Genomic DNA, 22,523 nt, shown 5'->3' with positions numbered 1-22,523 from the left:
CTTGCTGGCGTAGCGGATCCATTTGCGCCACCGAAGCGATGCCGAGCGGGTGTTGGGCGATGAGGACTCACTCATCTGGCCTTCAGCGCATGCGTTGGGCCAGCACCGCAGGGTGATCGCTGGGCAGTCCGTGCCGTCGGCCGCCCTGCAGCAGCACGACGTTCTTCTTCTCCCAGTCGCGGAGCGCCTGCCGGAGCGAGTCGATCGCGGCGCTCTCTGCGCAGGTGCCGGCCGTACGGCCGCAGGAGCACTTCGTGGGCCGGGCCGGGTCGTCATGGTGCAGCGCGTCCATGCGCCACAGGCCAGCCATCGCCCAATCGATCTGGCGGTGGGCAAGCTCCGTGTTGCGTTCGGCGCGCTTGACCAGGTTGTTCTGCAGCAGGCCACGCACCCCGTCGATCCCCGCCGAGAACTGGCCGGCAACGAGCGCACTGAGCTCAACGACCTGGTCGCGCAGTGCGGTCAGGTCTGTATCTCGGGCGACGAGTAAGGCATCCGTCTCTGTGATGTACCCCTGGTGAGCGGTTTCGGCGGCCGCCCACCTCGCGGCCCACAACCGCACATGCTCGAGGTCGCGGCGCTCGCTCTTTTCGGCTGAGAGGTGGTGCACGCAGAGCGTGCAGACCACCTGGTCGCTCAGCGACGTGAAGTGAAAGGGCTGCGGCGCGAGGCAGCACAGGCAGGCCACTTCCAGGTCGACGTGCAGCGGATGCGCATGCGTCACTGTTGATCCACCTCACTGTTGTCCTTCGAGAATACCCGTGCCGCGGTCACGTCCCAGGACCGCATGTGCATTTCTGCACGGCCCCCCTGCGGGAAAGGTCTTTGACAGTCTTGGTCTCAGCCCACAGGCTGAGACCAGCCAGACGATGTGCCGCCGCGCGCAGTTGCGATGTGAGCCGCGACTGCCAGGCACGTTGTGTCAATGAGGACACGAGGGGGAATCCCATGAGCACGAAGAGATCCGACACGGGAAATGACGTGCAATCATCCGGCCTGAAGAAGGTCGTCGCGGCCTCCATGGCCGGCACGGTCGTCGAATGGTACGAATTCTTTCTCTACGCATCGGCGGCCACCCTGGTGTTCGGCACCCTGTTCTTTCCGAACGCGGGCAGCGAACTCGAGGGCATCATCGCGGCGTTCGCAACCTATGCGGTCGGGTTCCTGGCTCGCCCCATCGGCGGCATCGTTTTTGGACACTTCGGTGACAAATTCGGTCGCAAACGCCTGCTCCAGTTCAGCCTCGTACTTGTCGGCGTCGCCACATTCCTGATGGGCTGCCTGCCGACATTCCAGCAGATCGGCTACCTAGCACCGGTTCTCCTCGTACTCCTGCGCTTCATTCAGGGCTTCGCGGTCGGCGGCGAATGGGGCGGTGCCGTGCTGCTCGTCGCCGAGCACAGCCCAGAGAAGTCGCGCGGATTCTGGGCCAGCTGGCCCCAGGCCGCCGTGCCCGGTGGAAACCTGCTCGCTACCGCCGTACTCTTCGTGCTCTCCAGCACCCTCTCCGATGAGGCTTTCCTGAGCTGGGGCTGGCGCGTCGCGTTCTGGCTCTCCGCCGTCATCGTGCTCGTCGGCTACTACATCCGCACCAAGGTCAGCGATGCCCCCATCTTTCTCAAGGCGCAAAAAGAGGTCATCGCCGGCGACAAGCGTTACGGCATCGTCGAGGTCTTCCGTCGCTACCCGCGCGGAGTATTCACCGCGATGGGATTGCGTTTCGCCGAAAACATTCTGTACTACCTCGTCGTGGTCTTCTCGATCACCTACCTGAAGATCATCGTGGAGATGGACACCTCCCGCGTTCTGCTGCTCCTGCTCGTCGCCCACGCCCTCCACTTCACTGTCATTCCGTTCGTCGGCCGTCTCTCCGATCGAGTCGGGCGCCGCCCGGTGTACTTCGCGGGCGCCGTGCTGGCCGGCACCTGGGGCTTCTTCGCCTTCCCCATGATGGACACCGCGAACGATTTCATCATCATCATCGCGATCATGATGGGCCTGCTGTTCCACGCTCTGATGTATGCCGGCCAGCCGGCCATCATGGCCGAAATGTTCCCCACCCGCATGCGCTACTCCGGCGTCTCGCTCGGCTACCAGGTCACCTCGGTCATCGCCGGTTCGATCGCCCCGATCATCGCCGTCAGCCTGCTCTCCACCTTCGATTCCTCGGTGCCGGTGGCCATCTACCTCGCGGCAGCCTGCCTTGTGACGGCCCTCGTCGTGCTGACCCTCAAAGAAACGCGCGGCCTGTCACTGCACGACATTGACGCAGCGGATGCCGCAGCGGATGCCGCAGCTACGGCGGATCATGCCGCCCAGGTCTCCGACCTCGGCGGGGCGTCCCGCCGATAGCCCGTGCAACGGCGGCCCGATCTCCTTATCGGGCCGCCGTTGTCGTGCCGTGCCACGCTTTCGGCCCGATCAGGTTGCGAGACTCACGCGGTGCATCAGTCGGAGAACGCATTCGGGCGATGCGCGATCTCGAGGGTGATCGCCTCGATCGCGGCGCGTACCACGGGAGAGCGCAACGATTCGGCCCGCACGACCGCCCAGATCGGCAACTGGCGCTGAAAGTCGTCGGGCAGCACCGGAACGAATTCCGGCCGATCGTGCACGAGAAAGTTCGGCAGGAGTCCGATTCCAGCGCCCGCCTGCACCGCCTCCAGTTGGGCGAACAGGCTGGTCGACTGAAATGTCGTGGCGGGCTCCGGTAACTGCGACGACCGGTAGCCGAGGTCGGTCACGAGCAGTGCGCTCTCGACATAGGAGACAAAACTGTGCGACTGGATGTCATCGAGGGACTCGGGTATACCCCGGCTGCGCAGGTACTCGCGGCTGGCATACAGCCGCAAGAAATAGTTGGTGAGAAACATCGCCTGGGCATTGTTGACGTCGTTGCGCCCGGCCACGATCTCGAGGTCAACGCCCGATCGATTCTGGCTCACCTTGCGGGTGGCGCTGAACATTTCGATATTAATGAGCGGATGGCCCTGCTGCAGCTTCACGAGCGCCGGCGTCACGATCTCGGCCCCGAACCCGTCGATCGTGCTGATGCGGAACAGCCCCGACAGCGGGTCGGTCTGGCTGATCGCCGTGGTGAGGGCCCCGAGCCTGTCTTCGATCGCTTCGGCCGCGTCGACGGCGTGCCGACCCAGCTCGGTGAGTTCCCAGCCGTGCGGGCTGCGCTCGAGCGTGCGGCCACCCAGCTCCTGGTCGAGCGAGAGGATGCGCCGCGAAATGGTCGTATGGGTGGTGCCGAGCGCCTCGGCGACCGCATTGAACCGGCCCAGCCTGGCCACGGTGAGCAGCACGAGCAGGTCATTCGGGCTCGGAAGCTGGTGTGAACTCACTGATCCGTCCTTTCGAGAATGTGCATCTGCGCACATACCCCCTGTGAAATATTGCCTTGATTGCACTCTATCCGGCTGCGAGGCTGGGAGCAGCACACAGGCAAAGGAGCTTCGTCATGGCAGTAGTCGCATGGATCGGGTTGGGCAACATGGGTGGACCCATGTCAGCAAATATGGTGGCCGCCGGCCATGAGGTGCGCGGGTTCGATCTGAATCCGGATGCCGTCGCCACGGCCGTCACGGCCGGAGTCACTGCCGCCCTCAGCATTGCCGACGCTGTCGCTGGTGCCGACGTGGTCTTTACGATGCTGCCCAGGGGCGAGCATGCCCGTGCGGTGTACTTTGGTAACGAGGGCGTGCTGGCCCACGCCGACACGACCACCCTGCTGGTGGATTCCTCGACGATCGACATCGACACGGCCCAGGCCCTGCACGATGCCGCAGCGGCAGCCGGCTTTCGCTTCGTCGACGCGCCTGTCTCGGGAGGCATGAGCGGCGCCACGGCCGGCACCCTCACCTTCATGATCGGCGGTGAAGCGGATGCCGTCACCACCGCCACCGCGTATATCCAGCCGATGGCCGCGAACATCATTCCGACCGGTGGCGCCACGACCGGCCAGGCGGCAAAGATCTGCAACAACCTGATGCTGTTCATCAACCTCGCCGCGACCGCCGAGGGCGCCGTTCTGGCCGAGCGGCTGGGACTGGACAAGCGGGTGTTCTGGAATATCGCATCCGTTTCATCGGGCGACAGCTGGGCGCTGCGCACCTGGTATCCGGTCAAGGATGTCGTCGAGACGGCCGCGGCCAACCGGGATTTCGCCCCGACCTTCACCACCGCGCTCGCGAGCAAAGATATCGGCCTGGCCATCGCCGCGGCCCGGGCGACCAACACCCCGCTGGAAATCGGCGAGCACGTCGCCGGGCTGTTCCAGCGGCTGATCGACGAGGGCGAGGGCGGCAAGGACTGCTCCATGATCGTCAAACTCGTCGACGGCACCCTGCAGTCGCACGCCTGAACCCGCTCAACCATCAGAAAGAGCACTTCCATGCAAACAATTCCCCACTACATCAACGGCCAGCGCGTCGAGTCGGCCGAACGATTCGGCCCCGTGTTCGATCCGGCTACCGGCGTGCAGGAGAAACAGGTCGTACTGGCATCCCGCGCGGTCGTGATCGACGCCATCGAATCAGCCGCGGCCGCCCTTCCCGAGTGGCGGGCCAGCAGCCTGGCCAAGCGCACGGCCATCTTCTTCAAGGTGCGCGAACTGCTCGCGGAGCGCACGAATGAGCTCGCCGCGATCCTCACGAGCGAGCACGGCAAGGTACTCTCCGACGCGGCCGGCGAGATCACCCGCGGGCTTGAGAACATCGAATTCGCCACCGGCCTCGCCCACATGCTCAAGGGCGATTTCTCGCAGCAGGTCTCCCACGGCATCGACGTGCACTCGGTGCGCCAGAGCGTCGGCGTCGTCGCCTGCGTCACCCCCTTCAACTTTCCGGCCATGGTGCCGCTGTGGATGATTGGCAGCGCCCTCGCCTGCGGCAACACCGTGCTGCTCAAGCCGAGCGAGAAGGACCCGTCGTCGGCCATCTTCATCGCCGAAATCTTCACCGAGGCCGGACTGCCCGCCGGCGTGCTCAACGTGGTTCAGGGCGACAAGGAGGCCGTCGACGAGCTGCTCGACAACCCCGAGGTGAAGGCGATCAGCTTCGTCGGGTCCACCCCGATCGCGAAGTCCATCTACAACCGGGCGGCCGCGAACGGCAAGCGGGTGCAGGCGCTCGGCGGCGCCAAAAACCACATGGTGGTACTGCCCGATGCTGACCTTGATATGGCAGCGGATGCCGCGATCAACGCCGCCTACGGATCCGCCGGGGAGCGCTGCATGGCTGTGAGCGTGCTCGTGGCCGTCGGCGGCATCGCCGACGACCTCGTCGCTGCGATCGAGAAGCGCATGAAAACGCTCATCGTCGGTCCCGGCACCGATCCGACCTCGCAGATGGGCCCACTCATCACCGGCGAACACCGCGATCGGGTCGCGTCCTACCTGGCCGGAGCCCAGGCAGCCGGCGCCACGATGGTCGTCGACGGCCGGGCGCAGAACTTCGACAGCGACGGCTTCTTTCTCGGCGTCAGCCTGATCGACCATGTCATCCCCGGTATGAAGGTCTACGACGACGAAATCTTCGGCCCGGTGCTCTCGGTCGTGCGCGTGGACACCTTCGACGAGGCCGTGAAGCTCGTCAACGAGCACGAATTCGGCAACGGTGTCGCCCTGTTCACCCGCGACGGCGGGGCCGCCCGGCAGTTCGAGTTCGAGATCGAGGCCGGCATGGTCGGCATCAACGTGCCGATTCCGGTGCCGGTCGGGTCATTCTCGTTCGGCGGCTGGAAGAACTCGCTCTTCGGCGACGCGCATATGTACGGGCCCGACAGCATCCGTTTTTACACCCGCGCCAAGGTCGTCACCACCCGCTGGCCCGACCCGGCCAGCTCACAGATCGACCTCGGTTTTCCGCAGATGGCCTGAACGACACGGGTCACCGACTTCTCGGGGAGCCGTGGCCGCGTTCACGCGAGCGGGTTAGGGTTTGGGGGTGCCGCCCGACTCGACTGCCAACCCCACCGCCACCCGCGAGTTCTTCGCCGGGGCCGGCATTCTTGTTCACGGCCTCAGAATGTGGATCACCTCGCCGCGCCTCATGCTGCTCGGTGCCCTACCGGCCCTCATCGTCGGCAGTGTCTATGTCGCCGGCATCGTGGTGCTCCTCGTCAACCTCGAGTCGATCGTCGTCACGATCAGTCCGTTCGCGAGCGGCTGGGGCGAGCCGTGGCGCACGAGTGTGCGGGTCGTGGCCGGCGCGGCGGTCGCGGCCGCCGGCCTCCTCTTATTGGCGTACACCTTTGTGGCGGTGACGCTGCTGGTCGGCGATCCTTTCTACGAGCGCATCTGGCGCGCGGTCGAGACCAACCTCGGCGACGCGCCCGTCGAAGCACAGCGCGGCCTGCTGCGCGGCATTCTGCATTCCGTGGCCGACGCCCTGCGGCTGGTCAGCCTCGCCGTGCTGGTCGCGATCGTAGTGCTGCTCTGCGGCCTGGTTCCCGGGCTCGGACAGCTGATCGCGCTCGTTCTCGGGGCGCTGTTGGGCGGCTGGATCCTCACCCTCGAACTCACCGGCTTCGCCTTCGATGCGCGCGGTTTCACCCTCACCCAGCGACGACGGATGCTGCGCGCACGTCGATCCCGCAGCCTCGGTTTCGGTGTGCTCACCTACGTGCTCTTCCTCATTCCGGGCGCGGCCGTCATCGTCATGCCCGCAGCGGTCGCCGGGGCGGCCCTGCTCAGCCGAGACGTTCTCGCGGCGACGAGTGCGGCCCCACCGGGCGTTTAGCGCTTGGTGTGAATGATGCGTCCGCTGCGAGCCGCAATGGCGCGAACGACGAGCGGACGTGCCCCCACCCAGATAGCGGCCGTGAACAGGATCGAGCCGACGAAAATCCACACCCCGGTCCAGCCGTCGTCATTGCGTGCCGCATACATGTGGTTGAGGTTGGCTCGGGCGCCGGTCGTGAGCACGAGAGTCACGTGCACGACGATGAACGCCACGAAAAAGATCAGCAGCGCACAGTGCAGCGTGCGCGCCACGGGCAGCGGAAAGACGTGGTCGAGCCGCCGAAACCGTGCGGACAGACCCGGTGACAGGCGCAGGCCGGTCACGAGCGCGATCGGTGCCGCTATGAAGACGACCACGAAGTAGCTGAGCAACTGCAGCGCGTTGTAGTACACCCAGCCGGTGTCGGTCGGCCAGTTGAGCGAGGCATACTGCAGGCCGGCCGACGCCGCATTGGGAAAAACATCCCAGCTGGTGGGTACGAGTCGTAGCCATTGACCGGTCGCGAACAGCAAAACGTAAAACACGACGCCGTTGACGACCCAGAGGGTGTCGAAAACGATGTGTTGCCACAGGTCGAGGGTGATGCGAATCGGGGGATTCCTGGTGCGGTACAGCCCGGCGTTCCTGCGCGTCCAGAAAATGGTCGGGCGTTTGGAGGTGCGCACCTGCCATCCGGTGCGAATGACAAACAGAATAAAGAAGGCGTTGAGCCCGTGTTGCCAGGCCAGCCAGGCCGGTATTCCGATCGGGGTGGCGGTCGGATGGGTCGAGACGCCGGGGTAACTACGACTGAAGGACTCGACCCAGGGAAGGGCGCGAATCCCGTTCGCCGCGAGAACAACGAGGGCCAGCGCAATGAGCAGGATCGGCACAATCCACACCGGCCGCAGCGTACGCAGCCAGAAGGCCCTGCGCCGAGAGGCACCCGTCGTCATCGTGATCCGTTCTCGCCCGGGCGAAGTCCCGCAGCGTCCACAAAAGGCTACTGGCCCGCCCCGCCCGGGTGTCGATCAAGGACGCGGTGGGTCACATTTCCCGCCCGGACCGCGCCTGTTCTCATCAATATAGGATTCGGTCATGAAGGTACTGGAGATAACCCAACCGGGAGGCGCCGATGTCGTTCGGTTCGCCGAGCGCGCTGAACCCACCCCCGGTCCCGGCCAACTCCTGATCGAGGTGGAGTACGCCGGACTCAACTTCACCGATGTGCTCGCGCGTCGCGGCGTGGCCGGGTATTCGACCGGGTGGCCCTTCGTGCCCGGCATGGAAGTCGCCGGTCGCGTCGTCAGACTCGGAGATGACGTCACTGCATTCGCGGTGGGTGACTCGGTTCTCAGTTTCACTCCCACTGGCGGCGGACTCGCCGAACGGGCCGTCGCCGACGCGGCGCTCACCGCGCTCGTGCCCGACGGCATTGACCTGGCCGCCGCAACGACGATTCCACTGACCTGGGCCACCGCGGTCGGTCTCGTTCAGCGATCCTGTGCGGCACCGGCCGAATCGATTCTGATCACAAGCGTTGCCGGTGGCGTGGGAGGAGCCCTCACGGTTGTGCTGTCCGGCCACGACCCGCGCATCATCGTGGGCGGCCTGGGTTCGACCGCCAAGAGCGTCGGTGCCGGTGTGGTTGCCGTGGAGCGCAGCATCCGGTTCTTTGACGAGGCGGCGGCCGTGGCCGGCGGCCCCTTCGATGTCATCTTTGAGTCAGTCGGCGGCGACGTCGCTGCGGAGGCACTGCTGCACCTGGCGCCGGGCGGGCGGCTCGTCACCTACGGGGCCGCAGCAGGTGACGCCGACCCGGCCTCCCCACCACTGAGCGCACTCCGATCACGGAACAACGCCATCATCGGCTTCAGCATCCTTAGCCTGAGCCGCTCCAACGCGGCCGCAACGCTGATGCTCATCACCAAGGCGCTCGACCTGACCGCGCACGGTCTGGTCATACCTCGACCGAACATTCTCCACTGGAACCAGGCGATCGAGGGCCACCTCCGGCAGAGCGAAGGCCGCGCCACCGGCAAGTCGGTCGTGCGAGTCAGTGCTCCGGGCTCGGCCCATGAGTGACACAGGGCCTCCGATTTCTCGAAGGCCCCAATTGTTCGCATGGATTGTGCGGCTAACCGCTTGCAATCCGCAGTGCGCGAGAGGGGACTTGAACCCCTACGTCCTTTCGAACACTGGCACCTGAAGCCAGCGCGTCTGCCAATTCCGCCACTCGCGCGAACTTAGGAATGCTAACACTGTGAGGGGGGTCAGCGCCATTCGACGAGGCGTCGGGCGGCCGGGCGGGCCGTATCCGGCGTGAGCGCGCCCGCTACCGGTGGCCGCGCCCCCTATAACTGGCGCGTTCACCGGTAGTTGGCGCGCCGACAGCGGATGCCGCCCTCGGCCGGCGCGCGGGCAGTACTCATCCCAAAAAAGTCCCGTGGAATGCCCATAATGGGCGCCGAATTCGGTCTTTGACCCTCCGCGGGTAGTATGACTGTTCGTGCCGTTTGCGCCCTCAATGTGGGTTGTCACCCGAGACAAGTAACATGCTCATAGCCAAACGGACCGGATCGGGAGACCTGTGGGCATACTGGATAACTTTGAAAAGGGATTGGAGCGCGCCGTCAACGGAGCGTTCGCCAAGACCTTTCGATCAGGCTTGCAGCCGGTGGAAATCACCTCCGCGCTGCGTCGTGAGCTTGACACTAAGGCCGCTGTAGTAGCGCGGGATCGCATACTCGCGCCCAATCGCTTCACCGTGCGCATGTCCCACACCGACTACGTTCGCATGAGCGCGCTCGGCATCACCCTCATCGACGAGCTCACCGCCCTGGTGCAAAAACACGGCACCGAGCAGCGTTACCAGTTCACCGGCGGCATCACGATCACACTGAAAGACGACCGCAGCCTCAGTGAGGGCATGGTGCAGATCGACTCCAGCTCGGTCACAGGCGCCGTCGCCTGGACTCCGGTGCTCGACATCAACGGCACCCGGCACAAGCTCGTCAAGGCCCGCACCGTGATTGGTCGCGGCTCCGACGCCGACATCACCGTTGACGACACCGGCACCTCGCGCCGCCACGTTGAAATTCTCTGGGACGGCGCCCGCGCCCAGGTGCGCGACCTCGGCTCGACCAACGGCTCGCAGCTCAACGGCGCCCCGGTCACCCAGGCCATCCTCGAGCCAGACTCGGTTGTCACCATCGGCCGCACCCGCATCGTGTTCCACGTGCTCGCCCAGGCCTCACAGGACTCCCGCGCGGCCCCGCGTGCCGCGGCGCCGGTCGACCCGGCCACCGAACGCCACGACATGGGCGGATTCTGGGGGCCCAACGCATGAACGTCAGCGAATTGACCCTGCTGGTGCTGCGCATTGGCTTTCTCCTCCTGCTCTGGATGTTCATCTTCGGTATCGTCTACGCCCTGCGCAGCGACCTGTTCGGCCAACGCGTGCGCAAGATGAAAGCGGATGCCGCCGCCGCGCCCCTCCCCGCCGCCGCGTGCGCGGCAGCCCCGGCCCCCATCCCGGCGGCGGCCGCCGAGGCCTTCACGGCGCCGGTCGCGCGCGCCAGCCCGGCCGCCCACGCTGGAATGGCTACGAGCCAGAACACCACCCGCCTGGTCATCACGAGCGGCCCGAAGGCCGGCACCGAGTTTCCGCTCAGCACTGAAACCATCACGATCGGACGCTCGAGCGATTCCAGCCTGGTCATCCGCGATGATTACACCTCCACGCACCACGCTCGCCTCATGCTCTGGAACGACGAGTGGATGCTGCAGGACCTGGATTCCACCAACGGCACCTTTTTGGCCGGCTCCCGCGTCACCGTGCCGACGAAAATCCCCCTGAACGCCACCGTGAAGATCGGCGCCACCAGCTTCGAGCTTCGGCGGTAGGTGATGGCGACGGTCAGTCACAGCGCAGCCGCGTCTCACGTCGGCAAGATTCGCTCCAACAATCAGGACTCCGGTTACGCCGGGCGCACCCTGTTTGTCGTCGCCGACGGCATGGGCGGCCACGCCGGCGGCGACGTCGCGTCGTCGATCGCGACGAAACGCATCATCGAGGCCGACAAGCCCTATGCGAGCGCCCAGGACGCCGAATTCGCCCTGCAGGCCGCTCTCATCGGCGCCAACGCCCAGTTGGCCGAGACGGTGTTCGAACACGCCGAACTGACCGGCATGGGCACGACCGTCAGCGCCCTCGTCGTACTCGAGAACGAGGTCGCGATCGCCCATATCGGCGACTCGCGCATCTACCTGCTCCGCGACAGCGAACTCTCCCAGATCACCATCGACCACACCTTCGTGCAGCGTCTGGTCGACAGCGGGCGCATCACCGAGGCCGAAGCCATGGTGCACCCGCGCCGCTCGGTGCTCATGCGCGTGCTCGGCGACGTCGAGGCGAGCCCCGAAATCGACACCTCCATTCTGGCCACGATCGCCGGCGACCGCTGGTTGCTCTGCTCCGACGGTCTCACCGGCGTCGTCTCGCACACCGCCATGGCCTCCGCCCTCGCGAGCGGTGCGAGTGCGCAGGACGTCGCCGATCTGCTGGTCAAGGAAAGCCTCGACGGCGGCGCCCCCGACAACGTCACCGTGGTCATCGTTGACATCGGCGAAAATATCGCCCGCACCGACAGCCCGGTCATCGTTGGTTCCGCCGCGAATCCGCTCGCCTTCGGTGAGGAACCCGGCCGCAACCGCGCCCTGCGCATCCCGGCCCTGCGCCTGCACCCGGTGCGTGAAACCCACTTCGAGCCCGATTCCCAGGATTACCTCTCCGAACTGATCGAGGAGGATGCCCGCCGCGCGCGCCGCCGCAAGGCCACCTGGCTGGTCGGTGTCATTCTGCTGGTGCTGAGCATCGTCTCGACCACGATCCTGGGCTACCAGTGGACCCAGACCCGCTACTTCGTGGGTGTCGACGGTTCCACCGTCGCCATCTACCAGGGCGTTCAGCAGGACATCGGCCCGATCAAACTCTCCAGCGTCTACGAAGACACCGATCTCAACCTCTCTGATCTGCGCGTCTACGACCGCCAGCAGGTGGAACAGACGATCAGCGCCGGCTCCCTCGCAGACGCCATGGCTATTCTCGAGCGACTGAAGGGTGCGATCGTTGAGTAGGGCATCCGCTCAGAAGGCACGCCAGTCGCCGGCCACCGAGCCGGTGCGTCGCCTGCACCTGCCGCAGAAACTGCGTAACCTCGAACTGTTCCTGCTGCTGATCGCCTGCTTCATCAACGCGAGCGCGGTCGTACTCGTGCAACTGGGCGCCCTCGGCGAACTCGACCCGACCCTCGTGCTGCTCGGCACTGGGCTGTCGGTTCTGGTGATCAGCCTGCACGTCGTGCTGCGGTTCGTCGCCCGAGACGCCGACCCGTTCATTTTGCCCATCGCCACCGTACTCAACGGCGTCGGCATCGCCATGATCTACCGCATCGATATCGCAGACCAGCAGGGCGGGTGGGACAGCGCCGCCGTGCGCCAAACAGTGTGGAGCGCCCTGGCCATTTTCAGCGCCATCGTCGTGCTCGTGGTCATCCGTAACCACCGCGTGCTGTTTCGCTACACCTACATCGCCGGCCTCGTCGGTGTGATTTTGCTCTTTCTACCGCTCGTTCCCGGCCTGGGCCGGGAGATCAGCGGCGCCCGGGTCTGGATCGGGGTGGGTAGTTTCGGTACCTTCCAGCCCGGTGAGATCGCCAAAATCGCCCTCGCCGTGTTCTTCGCCGGCTACCTCGTGCGCAACCGCGACAGTCTCTCCATGGTCGGTAAGAAGTTCCTCGGCGCGCGCTTCCCCCGCTTTCGCGACCTGGGCCCGATCCTCGTGGTCTGGGCCCTGTCAATGTCGGTCATCATCTTTCAGCGCGACCTCGGCACCGCCCTGCTCTACTTCGGCCTGTTCCTGGTCATGCTCTACCTCGCCACCGGCCGCCTCAGCTGGGTCATCATGGGCATGGGCCTGTTCCTCGGCGGCGCCCTGCTGGCCAGCCAGACCCTCGACTACGTCAACGGCCGTTTCACCAACTGGCTCGACGCATTGAATCCGGATGTCTACGAAGCGCGCGGAGGCAGCTTCCAGTTGGTGCAGGGCCTGTTCGGGCTGGCCAAGGGCGGTCTGCTCGGCACCGGCTGGGGCCAGGGACGCCCGGAACTCACCCCGGTTCCGCAGAGCGACTACATCATCGCGAGCCTTGGCGAGGAGCTCGGGCTCGCCGGCATCTTCGCCATCCTGGCCCTGTACTTGTTGTTCGTGGCCCGCGGCTTCCGCATCGGCTTCGCCGGCCAGGATGACTTCGGCAAGCTCCTCGCCGTCGGCCTCGCCTTCGTCGTAGCCCTGCAGTGTTTCATCGTCATCGGCGGCGTCACCCGGGTCATCCCCCTCACCGGCCTGACCACCCCGTTCCTGGCCGCCGGCGGTTCCTCGCTCGTGGCCAACTGGATCATCGCGGCCCTGCTGCTGCGGCTCTCCGACACCGTGCGCAATCAACCCAGGCTGGTGGTCTAGTGAACCGCGAACTCAAGCGCGTCAGCATCGTCGTGATGCTGATGTTCGTCGCCCTGCTCAGCTCCACCTCGATCGTGCAGGCATTCCAGGCCGACAACCTGTCGGCCGACCCGCGCAACACCCGCACGCTGTTCGACAGCTACCAGGTCGAGCGTGGAGCCATCCTCGTCGCCGGCGAGCCGATCGCGCAGTCGATGCCGGCCGACGACGACTTCAAGTTTCTGCGCACCTACACCAACCCCGATCTCTATGCGCCGATCACCGGGTACTTCCCGAACAATGGTGAACCGACCGGCCTTGAATTCGCCCTCAATGCCGAGCTCACGGGCAACTCCAACTCGCAGTTCTTCGACAAGATCAGCGCCCTCGTCACCGGTCAGGACCCGAAGGGTGCCGCCGTCGAGGTGACCATCGACCCGGTCGCCCAGCAGGCCGCCTGGGATGCCCTCGGCGACTTCACCGGATCGGTGGTTGTCACCGAGCCGGCGACCGGGCGCATCCTGGCCATGGTGTCCAAGCCGAGCTTCAACCCGAATCTGCTCACGGTACACAACAACGCCGAGGTCACCGCGAGCTACGACGGCCTCCTGGCCGACCAGAACGACCCGTTGATCAACCGGGCGCTTAATGCGCTCAACCCTCCCGGATCGGTGTTCAAGCTCGTCGTCACCACGGCGGCACTCGAGTCGGGCAAGTACACCCCGGAGAGCTCTTTTCCCAACGTGGCCGTCTACACGGCACCCGGCACGACCAGCCAAATCGAAAACTCCAGCCGAGGAACCTGCGGCGCCGGCGAAACGGTCACCCTCGCCACCGCACTGCGACTGTCCTGCAACATCCCGTTCGCTGAACTCGGCGTCGAACTCGGCGACACGGCCATTCGGGAAACCGCCGAGAAATTCGGCTTCAACAGTAACTACGGCATTCCGATAAACGTCACCAAGAGCACGTACCCGCGCGGGCTCGACGATCCGCAGACCGCACAGTCGGCGTTCGGCCAGTTCGACGTTCGGGTGACTCCCCTGCAGATGGCCATGGTCAGCGGTGCCATCGCCAACGGCGGCGTCGTCATGGCGCCCAACCTGGTGCAGGAGATTCTCGCACCCAACCTCAGCGCCATCGAAACCTTCAAACCGGTCGAACTCGGGCGAGTGATGAGCGCGGAAACAGCCGCGACACTCACCGGGATGATGATCAACGGCGTTCAGGATGGCGCGGCAAGCAATGCAAGAATAGACGGGGTTGACGTGGCGGGAAAAACCGGCACGGCGCAGAACGGGTCAACCGATCCATTCACTTTGTGGTTCACCGGTTTCGCACCGGCGAACGATCCGCAGTATGCCATTACCGTTCTCGTGGAGAACGGCGGGGGAATGGGACAAACCGGGTTCGGCAACCTTCTTGCCGCACCTGTCGCACAGAAAGTACTAGAGGCGGTGCTGAACAAATGAGACCCACAGCAGGGCTCACCTTCGGGGGACGATACGAGCTGCAGTCGCGCATTGCGATTGGCGGCATGGGCGAGGTGTGGAAGTCCACCGACCTCGTCATCGGACGAAGCGTCGCCATCAAAATTTTGAAGGACGAGTACCTCGGCGACCCCGGCTTTCTCGAGCGTTTCCGCGCCGAAGCCCGTCATGCCGCACTCGTCAACCACGAGGGCATCGCGAATGTTTTCGACTACGGCGAAGAAGACGGCAGCGCCTTCCTGGTCATGGAACTCGTTCCCGGCGAAGCCCTGTCGACCATTCTCGAGCGCGAGCACGTGCTGCCGACCGACAAGGTGCTCGACATTGTCGCGCAGACCTCAGCCGCGCTGCACGCCGCCCACGCCGCCGGTCTCGTGCACCGCGACATCAAGCCCGGCAACCTGCTGATCACGCCCGAGGGCCGGGTCAAGATCACGGACTTCGGTATCGCCCGCATCGCCGACCAGGTGCCGCTCACCGCGACCGGCCAGGTCATGGGCACCGTGCAATACCTCTCGCCCGAACAGGCCAGCGGCCATCCGGCGTCACCGACCACCGACATCTATTCCATCGGCATCGTCGCGTACGAGTCCCTCGCCGGCCGCCGTCCGTTCACGGGCGAGTCGCAGGTCGCCATCGCGATGGCGCAGATCAACGAGATCGCGCCCGACCTGCCGGTGACCGTGTCTGAGCCGGTGCGCAACCTGGTCTTCGCCTGCCTGGCCAAGAACCCGGCCGACCGGCCGGCGTCGGCAGCCCACCTGGCGCGCGCGGCATCCGCCCTGCGTCGCGGTGACGTGGCCGCCGCTGCCGTGGCCGTGCCGTCGGTTCTGGGGGGTCTCACGGCCACCAGCGCCACCATGCTCATGCCCGGTGCGGGCTCTGACCAGGCCACGACCATCCTCCCGGCCACCGGCGCCCCGATCACACGGGCATCCGCTGCTGAGCGGGAGAGGGAGAAACGCAGCAAGTGGACCTGGCCGCTCATCGTGCTCGTCGCCCTGCTCGTGATCGGACTGACCGGCACGCTCATCGCCCTATTCGCCCGGAATAACGACACCCCGGCACCGGTACAGACCTCGGCGACCCCGTCGGCCACGCCGACTCCATCACCAACTTCAACGCCAACGCCAAGCCCGACACCGTCACCGACCCCCACCAACGCGTCAGTCAACCCCGCCGACTTCACCGGACGGCCCAGTGCCGAGGCGGCCGCAAAGCTCGTCGAGATGGGCTTTGTCTCTGACATTGTCACGGGCAATGCGGCCGAGACCAGCGACAACGTCGACAAGGTCTACCGGGTCAACCCCACCGGCCCGGTTCCGGCCGGTGCGACGGTGACCCTCACCGTTTATGGACCGGTTGCGACGCCGAGTACGCCAACGTCGGCGCCGACCGCGCCGCCGGCCACGGTGGCTGAAGACGGCACGGTCACCGTTTCCTGGAGCGCGCAAACGTGTCCCACAGGCCAGACGCTGTCCGGCTACAAGGTCGTTGCGGAGGGTGGCGGCGCAACCGTGGCCGCCGATGGCCTCACCTCGGCGGCCGTCCTGACGACGACCGTCACGGCCGGGAACGCTGACTTCACGGTGAAGTTCAGCTACTTCTGCGGCCAGGTCACCTCGGATTTCTCACCGTCGTCGGACACCGTCGTGGTTACGCCTGCCGCCGTTGTCGGGTAGCTCAACAATGCCGTGCGGTAATGTAGCTCTCACTGTGTCCAACCCGAACACGGTGTCTGATTGTGGGGGAGTGCGTTCGTGCCTGACTCTGGCCGTTTGATCGCGGGTCGCTATCGCGTCGGTGCCCTGCTCGGCCGTGGCGGCATGTCCGACGTGCACATCGGCACCGATTCCCGGCTCGGCCGGACGGTAGCGATCAAACTGCTGAAGTCGACCCTCGCGGCCGACCCGGCGTTTCGTACCCGCTTCCGCCAGGAGGCGCAGGCCGCCGCGCGCATGGCCCACCCGACGATCGTGCGGGTGTTCGATGCCGGCGAAGAGACCGCCACCGACGAGGCCGGCCACGACTCGCAGATTCCGTTCATCGTCATGGAACACGTCGACGGCCGGCTACTCAAGGACATTATTCGCGAAGGCCCGATCGAGGCCGCCGAGGCCGTGCGCATCATCGACGGGGTTCTGACCGCCCTTGAATATTCACACCGGGCCGGCGTCGTACACCGCGACATCAAGCCCGGCAATATCATGATCACGAAGTCCGGCCAAGTGAAGGTGATGGACTTCGGCATCGCCCGTGCCATCTCCGACTCGGCCACGACCGTCGCCCAGACCACGGCAATTCTGGGCACAGCCGCCTATTTCTCCCCCGAGCAGGCCAAGGGCGAATCCGTCGATGCGCGCACCGACCTGTACTCGACCGGTGTCGTCCTGTTCGAAATGCTCACCGGGCGCCCGCCGTTTCGCGGCGACACGCCCGTCGCCGTTGCCTACCAGCATGTCAGCGAAACGCCGGTCAAGCCATCCGCGCTCAACCCCAAAGTGTCGCCGGCCCTCGACTCCGTCGTGCTGCACGCCCTGGCCAAGGATCGGTTTGCCCGGTACCAGAGCGCCGTCGAGTTTCGAAATGATGTCGAGACCGCCGGATCCGGCCAGATGCCCATCCACCGAGCCGGCGAAGAAGTCGGAGCCGGCCTATTCGGAGCTGCGCCCACGGCCATAACCGGGTCGGCCCTCGCGCTCAAACAGCTCTCCGAGGATCAGACGATGGTGCGCACGCAGCGGCGCCCCCCGGTGATCTGGGTCTGGGCCGGCATCGTCTGCGTCGTCGTCATCGTGGTGGCGGTCATGATCTGGGTCGCGAACCTGCAACCCTCGGTGGAACTGCCCGACAGCTCCCGCCAGGTGCCCGCGCTCACCGGCCAGACCTATGACGAGGCCCAAAACACGCTCCTCGACCTGGATCTCGCGGCCACGCGTGCCGAAGAGTCGAGCACAACCGTGCCGGCTGACCAGGTCATTCGCACCGACCCTCCGGCCGAGACCATCGTCAATCCCTCCGACGTGATCAAGGTCTTCGTGTCGACCGGTCCGGTGCCCGTCGTGGTTCCCGATGTCACCAATCAGCCCATAGCGGATGCCCAGGCCGCGATCGAAACGCTCGGTTTCGTTTCCGGGTCGGTCACTGCCGAGAACTCTCCGACCGTGGCGGTCGATGTCGTCATGCGCACCGATCCGGCGGCAGCAGCCTCCGAGTTCACCGGAGTCACCGTCAACTACGTGGTGTCGAGCGGTCTCGTCACCCTGGGGGACCTCACCGGCCAATCCCTTATCGCCGCGATCGACCTGGTCAGCAGTGAGAGCCTCGCGCCCGTTTCCAAGGCGGACTACACCTGCGCCCAGAAGTCCGGTTCCCCGATCAGGGCCCAGTCGCTCGCGCCCGGCGACGTGCCGCAGCGCTCCGAGATCACCCTCACCTACTGCGCCGGCTCCTAGCCTTCCGTTCCACTTTCCGGGCCCGATGCGTGGAACGTCGGACCTGCGCCCGGAGGTGTTAGGTGAGCCGCAGCAGAGGGTGCAAGGTCTTCGCGGTCTCCTGTGCACCCGTCAGGCCAGTCAGGGCCAGCCAGTTGCCGAGCATGCGGTAGCCGCCCTCGGTCAGCACCGACTCCGGGTGAAACTGCACACCGAGAATGGGAGCGGATGCGTGCCGCAGCCCCATGATGACGCCGCCCTGCGTGCGCGACGTCACGATGAGGTCAGTCGGAACGGTCGACGCGACGACGGCGAGTGAGTGATATCGGGTGGCCGTGAACGGTTGCGGTACACCGTCGTAGAAGTCGCTGCCATCGTGGGTGATGAGCGACGTCTTGCCGTGCATGAGTTCTTCGGCATTGGTCACCGTGGCCCCAAAGGCCTCAGCGATGGCCTGGTGCCCCAGGCACACGCCGAACAGGGGTAGGTGGCCGGCGAGTGCCGCCTCGACAACGGCAATGGAGACACCGGCATCTGACGGCTTGCCCGGACCCGGGGAGACCAGGACGCCGTCGTAGTCCGCGATGCGGGCGGGCGCATCCGTTTTTTCGAACGAGTCATTGCGCACGACGTCGGTGTCCGCGCCGAGTTCCATCAGGTACCCGTTGAGGGTGTAGACAAAGCTGTCGTAGTTGTCGATAACGAGAATACGGGTCACGGGCCGCTGACCGTCGCTTCCTGGCTGTTGAGAATGCCGTCGATCCACGGGTAGACCCAGCTGGCCAGTACGGCGAGTACGGCCGCCATCAGGATCAGCACGAGAATGATGCGCACCCAGATGGGTCCGGGGAGAACACGCCAGAGTGCTGCGTACATGGGAGCCTCCTAGCCCTGGGCTGCGATGATCGGTGCGAGCTCGGCGGGAGCGCCGGCCGCGAGTGGCTGCCACGATTCGAGTACACCGTAGGCGATGATGCGTTCCGCGGTGGAATAGAGCGGGTTGCAACTGGTCAGGGTGATGATGCGGTCGACCGCGGTTCCGTCTGGATTGTTCGGAACGGATGCCACCACCTGCACCTGCGACGGCGCCACATACTCGGTGTCGCGGTACCGGTAGGTGTAGTAGCCGTCGGCGGTTTGCACGTAGATGGCGTCGCCGAGCTGAAGTTCGTTGATCAGGTGCATACCCCCGCCGAACGCGCTGCGGTGGGCGGCGACGGCGAAGTTTCCGATCTCGCCGGGCATCTGGGTTCCGGAATAGTGCCCGATGCCGAGACGATTACTGTTCAGCACGTCATGGCCGGTGCCCTCGGCGATACTGCGATGGTAGTCGGCACCGAAACGGGGAACATACAACACGGCGAAGGCCGTGGCATTGGCGGGAACGACACCGACAACGGGCACACCGTAGTCGACGGGTGCCGGTGCGGCGCTCGGTTCGGTCTGATCAACGGTCGGCAAGGGTTCGGGCGACGACGTGTCCTGGGTGATCCGGTCTTGGCTGATCCAGTCTTGGCTGATCTGGCTCGCCGCACTGGATTGCGAGTTGGCCATGATCATGTCATTCCACCAGACCTGCCAGCCCAGAAAGAGCAACACGAGAGCACCCGCGGTAATCAGCAGTTCGCCCAGCACGCCGACGATGGTGACCTTGCCCGATTTCGCCCGGCGTGGGCGCTTGGAACCCACTCCGGTTGCCACAGGGTCTGCGAGCACAGCCTCGTTGGCAGCCGCGTCATTCAACGCCGCCTCCGCACTATCGTGCACGGACCCATAGGGCACCGGCACTGTGGGGTCGTCTGCCTGTGGACACATAGTCCGAGTCTACTGACCTGAGTGGCCGCCAGCCCCCGCGTAAAATCCACTAAAACAAGCGGAGACGCTAAGATCGCAGCATGGCACGTAAGAATCCCCGCACCCGGCCCGCCCGCACCGAAGTTGCCCGCTCGAACGAGGACACGCCCAACGCCGTCTGGTTCAAGCCGGTCATGTTCGGTTTCATGCTGCTCGGCCTGGCCTGGATCATCGTGTTCTACGTCAGTGGCAGCCAGTTGCCGATCGCCGGTCTTGGCGCCATGAACATTCTGGTCGGGTTCGGAATCGCCTTCATCGGCTTTCTGATGACCACGCGCTGGCGCTGAAACCGCGACCCCAAACTGGCACGAACGGGCCATCCAGAGATCATCGAGCCGTTACCGCCCGGTAACCAGCAGGCACTAACACGGGTAATGACACGGGTGTAATTATCCCCATGTGGATAGACCTGTGGATAACTCTTCCCGCTGGTCACTCACGCTGGTGGGTGCGAGCGCGCTGCATGTTGTTCCTCCACAGGTTGTGTGCGTGGCGTGCGTTATAAACTGGTTGTCTCCGGTCTCGATTGGGTTACTACACACAATCTGATGCCACGGAGGTTCACGTCTCGCGGTGCTCATTCCAACGCCTCTGACCCTCGCTTTCGGGCCGGTTAAGCTGGCCCAGTGCGTCATGGCTGGCGGCTGGAGGTAAACCCGCACCGCCGATCTCGCCCCAGACATTGCACACATGAACTGGAGTTCACTAATCTGGGGAGTGTTCTGCTCGTACCGCCACACTCGTCATCCAACTCGGAGAGTCAGTCGTGAGCACCGAAGGCACCACACCAACGGGTACCGTGGAGGCCCCAGCGCCTGCAGGCAGCATCGTGGTCGGCCACGACGGCTCGTCCGATGCGGACTACGCGCTCACCACAGCGCTCGGGCTAGCCGATCAGCTGCATATACCGGTGGTTGTCGTGCGAGCCTGGTCGATCGACACCGCCCCCAGGCCGGCGAACTGGGAGTTCGGCTACGTCTCGTCCTTCGCAGAATACTCGGATGCGGTTCGGGCCGCGCTGATCGAGGACACCGCTCTGTCGGGGCGTGCCTTCCCGACGGTGAGCGTCGACTACCGCGCCGTGCATTCCGGGCCCGCCCGGAGCCTGATCGAGGTCTCGCGGGAGGCGCGCATGCTCGTGGTGGGTTCCCGCGGTCGCGGCAGCCTGGCCGGCCTGCTGCTCGGCTCGGTCAGCGACCAGTGCGCCCGGCTCGCGGTCTGCCCGGTGCTCGTGACGCGCCGGCGACCGGGGCGCTGACCTGAACGGATGCCCACCCACCCACAGCCAACGCCAGCCACCGAGCACGCCGCCTGGCACACTCTGTCGGTCGCTGAAACCACGGCGGCGCAGGGCGTAGACTCCCGGACCGGGCTCGCGGCATCCGCCGTCGCTGACCGCAGGAGGCTCCACGGACCGAATCTGCTGGTCGAGCCAAACCGAGTGCCGACCTGGCGCAAGATCGCGCACCTTCTCACCGAGAAGATGACGATCGTGCTGCTGGTGGCCGCGATCGTGAGCGCCGTCGTCTCCCGGGAGCTGGAGACACCGATCGTGATCCTGGCCGTGATCATCCTGAACACCGTCCTGAACTATGTGCAGGAGCGGCGGGCTGAAAGCAGCCTGCAGGCGCTGCAGACGCTGTCGGAAGGCAAGGCCGTCGTGCGCCGCGACGGCACCGAGCTTGAGGTGCAGCGTTCCGACCTGGTGCCGGGTGACATCGTGCTCCTCGACGCCGGGGACTCCGTTCCGGCCGACGGCCGCCTCATCGACACTGCCGGCCTGCAGGTGGCCGAGGCGACCCTGACCGGGGAATCCGAGCCGGTGGGCAAGACGACACCGGCGCTGGATGATTCCGGATTGCCGCTCGCCGACCGCAACAACATGCTCTTCATGAACACCATGGTCACCCGTGGCCGGGCGACCATGGTGGTCACCGCCACCGGCATGGGCACGGCGGTCGGCGGCATCGCGGCCCTGCTGAGCGAGGTGAAGAACAACAAAACGCCGTTGCAGCGGAGGATCGACCAGCTGGCCCAGGTGCTCACCATCGCGGCGCTGGTCGTGGTCGCGATCGTTTTCGTACTGGGCCTCGTCCGCGGGGAGTCCTGGACCGAGCTCCTGATCACAGCCGTCTCGCTGGCCGTTGCGACCATCCCGGAGGGCCTCACCGCGGTCGTCGCGTTCACCCTGGCGATGGGCGCCTCGAGGCTGGCCGCCCAGGGCGCCATCATCAAGCAGCTCTCGGCGGTGGAAACGCTCGGCAGCGTCAGCCACATCGCCACCGACAAGACCGGCACGCTGACCATGAACGAGATGACGGCCCGCCGGTTGCAGACCTATGGCCGCGATTTTCGCGTCACCGGCGAGGGCTACTCCACCACGGGCAGGATCCTCACCGGCGACGACCGTCCGCTGCCCGACCTCACCGAGGCGTTCCTGACCATGGCCCTGTGCAACGATGCCGGAGTGAACGACGGCGTACTGGTCGGTGACCCGACTGAAGGAGCACTGGTC

Annotated in this window: 21 protein-coding genes and 1 tRNA gene; 15 read left to right on the top strand and 7 right to left on the bottom strand. The window is 65.5% G+C overall.

The window, feature by feature from the left end; genetic code table 11:
• Positions 1–82: 82 nt before the first annotated feature.
• Positions 83–724 (bottom strand): hypothetical protein, encoded by a 642-nt coding sequence (locus LH475_RS04710; RefSeq protein ID WP_196842903.1) that lies wholly within the window; start codon positions 722–724, stop codon positions 83–85.
• 224 nt (positions 725–948) lie between these two features.
• On the opposite strand from LH475_RS04710, the gene LH475_RS04705 reads away from it, so the two are divergent.
• The gene (locus tag LH475_RS04705; RefSeq protein WP_196842904.1) at positions 949–2,352 is read left to right on the top strand and encodes an MFS transporter; all 1,404 of its coding nucleotides are present in this window, start codon (positions 949–951) and stop codon (positions 2,350–2,352) included.
• Between the two features lie 95 nt (positions 2,353–2,447).
• Here LH475_RS04705 and LH475_RS04700 read toward each other — a convergent pair whose 3' ends face one another.
• Positions 2,448–3,350 (bottom strand): LysR family transcriptional regulator, encoded by a 903-nt coding sequence (locus tag LH475_RS04700; protein WP_297412987.1) that lies wholly within the window; start codon positions 3,348–3,350, stop codon positions 2,448–2,450.
• A 116-nt stretch (positions 3,351–3,466) separates the two neighbouring features.
• Between LH475_RS04700 and mmsB the strand changes: the two genes are divergently transcribed.
• From mmsB to LH475_RS04685, 3 genes are all read left to right on the top strand, one after another.
• Positions 3,467–4,369 carry a 3-hydroxyisobutyrate dehydrogenase gene (gene mmsB / locus LH475_RS04695; protein ID WP_196842906.1) on the top strand — a complete coding sequence of 301 codons (903 nt, stop codon included), beginning with the start codon at positions 3,467–3,469 and terminating at the stop codon, positions 4,367–4,369.
• Between the two features lie 30 nt (positions 4,370–4,399).
• The gene (locus LH475_RS04690) at positions 4,400–5,884 is read left to right on the top strand and encodes a CoA-acylating methylmalonate-semialdehyde dehydrogenase (RefSeq protein WP_196842907.1); all 1,485 of its coding nucleotides are present in this window, start codon (positions 4,400–4,402) and stop codon (positions 5,882–5,884) included.
• 67 nt (positions 5,885–5,951) lie between these two features.
• Positions 5,952–6,746, top strand: a complete 795-nt coding sequence (locus LH475_RS04685) for an EI24 domain-containing protein (protein WP_196842908.1) — start codon at positions 5,952–5,954, stop codon at positions 6,744–6,746.
• On the opposite strand, the gene LH475_RS04680 is transcribed toward LH475_RS04685, so the two are convergent.
• Positions 6,743–7,684, bottom strand: coding sequence for a cytochrome b/b6 domain-containing protein (locus tag LH475_RS04680; RefSeq protein ID WP_196842909.1), 942 nt, complete (start codon positions 7,682–7,684; stop codon positions 6,743–6,745). The two genes, LH475_RS04685 and LH475_RS04680, sit on opposite strands and share 4 nt — an antisense overlap.
• 142 nt (positions 7,685–7,826) lie before the next feature.
• Between LH475_RS04680 and LH475_RS04675 the strand changes: the two genes are divergently transcribed.
• Positions 7,827–8,813 (top strand): zinc-binding alcohol dehydrogenase family protein, encoded by a 987-nt coding sequence (locus LH475_RS04675; protein WP_196842910.1) that lies wholly within the window; start codon positions 7,827–7,829, stop codon positions 8,811–8,813.
• Positions 8,814–8,886: 73 nt separating this feature from the next.
• On the opposite strand, the gene LH475_RS04670 is transcribed toward LH475_RS04675, so the two are convergent.
• A tRNA-Leu gene (locus tag LH475_RS04670) sits at positions 8,887–8,970 on the bottom strand.
• A gap of 348 nt (positions 8,971–9,318) precedes the next feature.
• Here LH475_RS04670 and LH475_RS04665 point away from each other — a divergent pair.
• The 7 genes from LH475_RS04665 (at position 9,319) to pknB (ending at position 18,175) form a co-directional block, all read left to right on the top strand.
• Positions 9,319–10,077, top strand: coding sequence for a DUF3662 and FHA domain-containing protein (locus LH475_RS04665; protein WP_196842911.1), 759 nt, complete (start codon positions 9,319–9,321; stop codon positions 10,075–10,077).
• Positions 10,074–10,634, top strand: a complete 561-nt coding sequence (locus LH475_RS04660; RefSeq protein WP_297412986.1) for an FHA domain-containing protein — start codon at positions 10,074–10,076, stop codon at positions 10,632–10,634. Before LH475_RS04665 ends, LH475_RS04660 begins: the two co-directional genes overlap by 4 nt.
• Before the next feature lie 3 nt (positions 10,635–10,637).
• Positions 10,638–11,867 carry a protein phosphatase 2C domain-containing protein gene (locus LH475_RS04655; RefSeq protein WP_196842913.1) on the top strand — a complete coding sequence of 410 codons (1,230 nt, stop codon included), beginning with the start codon at positions 10,638–10,640 and terminating at the stop codon, positions 11,865–11,867.
• Positions 11,851–13,251, top strand: coding sequence for an FtsW/RodA/SpoVE family cell cycle protein (locus tag LH475_RS04650; RefSeq protein ID WP_196842914.1), 1,401 nt, complete (start codon positions 11,851–11,853; stop codon positions 13,249–13,251). Before LH475_RS04655 ends, LH475_RS04650 begins: the two co-directional genes overlap by 17 nt.
• Entirely contained in the window at positions 13,251–14,702 is a 1,452-nt protein-coding gene (locus tag LH475_RS04645) for a penicillin-binding protein 2 (protein WP_196842915.1), read from the top strand. The genes LH475_RS04650 and LH475_RS04645 overlap by 1 nt, the downstream gene beginning before the upstream one ends.
• On the top strand, positions 14,699–16,402 hold the full coding sequence (locus tag LH475_RS04640) for a protein kinase (RefSeq protein ID WP_297412985.1): 1,704 nt from the start codon (positions 14,699–14,701) through the stop codon (positions 16,400–16,402). Before LH475_RS04645 ends, LH475_RS04640 begins: the two co-directional genes overlap by 4 nt.
• Positions 16,403–16,480: 78 nt before the next feature.
• Positions 16,481–18,175 carry a Stk1 family PASTA domain-containing Ser/Thr kinase gene (pknB, locus tag LH475_RS04635; RefSeq protein WP_196842917.1) on the top strand — a complete coding sequence of 565 codons (1,695 nt, stop codon included), beginning with the start codon at positions 16,481–16,483 and terminating at the stop codon, positions 18,173–18,175.
• Between the two features lie 58 nt (positions 18,176–18,233).
• On the opposite strand, the gene LH475_RS04630 is transcribed toward pknB, so the two are convergent.
• The 3 genes from LH475_RS04630 to LH475_RS04620 are packed head-to-tail and all read right to left on the bottom strand — an operon-like array spanning position 18,234 to position 19,969.
• Entirely contained in the window at positions 18,234–18,872 is a 639-nt protein-coding gene (locus tag LH475_RS04630) for a gamma-glutamyl-gamma-aminobutyrate hydrolase family protein (protein WP_196842918.1), read from the bottom strand.
• Positions 18,869–19,030: a hypothetical protein gene (locus LH475_RS04625; protein WP_196842919.1), complete on the bottom strand. Its 162-nt coding sequence runs from the start codon at positions 19,028–19,030 to the stop codon at positions 18,869–18,871. The genes LH475_RS04630 and LH475_RS04625 overlap by 4 nt, the downstream gene beginning before the upstream one ends.
• A gap of 9 nt (positions 19,031–19,039) precedes the next feature.
• The gene (locus LH475_RS04620; RefSeq protein ID WP_297412984.1) at positions 19,040–19,969 is read right to left on the bottom strand and encodes a class E sortase; all 930 of its coding nucleotides are present in this window, start codon (positions 19,967–19,969) and stop codon (positions 19,040–19,042) included.
• A gap of 80 nt (positions 19,970–20,049) precedes the next feature.
• On the opposite strand from LH475_RS04620, the gene LH475_RS04615 reads away from it, so the two are divergent.
• The 3 genes from LH475_RS04615 to LH475_RS04605 form a co-directional block, all read left to right on the top strand.
• Entirely contained in the window at positions 20,050–20,295 is a 246-nt protein-coding gene (locus LH475_RS04615) for a cell division protein CrgA (RefSeq protein ID WP_092110640.1), read from the top strand.
• Between the two features lie 479 nt (positions 20,296–20,774).
• Positions 20,775–21,266, top strand: coding sequence for a universal stress protein (locus LH475_RS04610; protein ID WP_297412983.1), 492 nt, complete (start codon positions 20,775–20,777; stop codon positions 21,264–21,266).
• A gap of 9 nt (positions 21,267–21,275) precedes the next feature.
• Positions 21,276–22,523: HAD-IC family P-type ATPase (locus LH475_RS04605; protein WP_297412982.1), on the top strand; the 1,248-nt coding region annotated here is incomplete at its 3' end.

Origin of the sequence: Cryobacterium sp., assembly GCF_026786305.1 — a bacterium.
In the GTDB taxonomy this organism is placed as follows: Bacteria; Actinomycetota; Actinomycetes; order Actinomycetales; family Microbacteriaceae; genus Cryobacterium.
Note: the sequence above shows the minus strand (reverse complement) of the source record. Positions and strands in the feature narration are given on the sequence as shown.

What these genes read in the sequence shown, in the direction of transcription:
- mmsB (WP_196842906.1), top strand. Translation starts at nt 3,467, where the DNA reads ATGGCAGTAGTCGCATGGATCGGGTTGGGCAACATGGGTGGACCCATG.
- LH475_RS04705 (WP_196842904.1), top strand. Translation starts at nt 949, where the DNA reads ATGAGCACGAAGAGATCCGACACGGGAAATGACGTGCAATCATCCGGC.
- LH475_RS04660 (WP_297412986.1), top strand. Translation starts at nt 10,074, where the DNA reads ATGAACGTCAGCGAATTGACCCTGCTGGTGCTGCGCATTGGCTTTCTC.
- LH475_RS04640 (WP_297412985.1), top strand. Translation starts at nt 14,699, where the DNA reads ATGAGACCCACAGCAGGGCTCACCTTCGGGGGACGATACGAGCTGCAG.
- LH475_RS04615 (WP_092110640.1), top strand. Translation starts at nt 20,050, where the DNA reads ATGGCACGTAAGAATCCCCGCACCCGGCCCGCCCGCACCGAAGTTGCC.
- LH475_RS04620 (WP_297412984.1), bottom strand. Translation starts at nt 19,969, where the DNA reads ATGTGTCCACAGGCAGACGACCCCACAGTGCCGGTGCCCTATGGGTCC.
- LH475_RS04680 (WP_196842909.1), bottom strand. Translation starts at nt 7,684, where the DNA reads ATGACGACGGGTGCCTCTCGGCGCAGGGCCTTCTGGCTGCGTACGCTG.
- LH475_RS04655 (WP_196842913.1), top strand. Translation starts at nt 10,638, where the DNA reads ATGGCGACGGTCAGTCACAGCGCAGCCGCGTCTCACGTCGGCAAGATT.
- LH475_RS04625 (WP_196842919.1), bottom strand. Translation starts at nt 19,030, where the DNA reads ATGTACGCAGCACTCTGGCGTGTTCTCCCCGGACCCATCTGGGTGCGC.
- LH475_RS04690 (WP_196842907.1), top strand. Translation starts at nt 4,400, where the DNA reads ATGCAAACAATTCCCCACTACATCAACGGCCAGCGCGTCGAGTCGGCC.
- LH475_RS04675 (WP_196842910.1), top strand. Translation starts at nt 7,827, where the DNA reads ATGAAGGTACTGGAGATAACCCAACCGGGAGGCGCCGATGTCGTTCGG.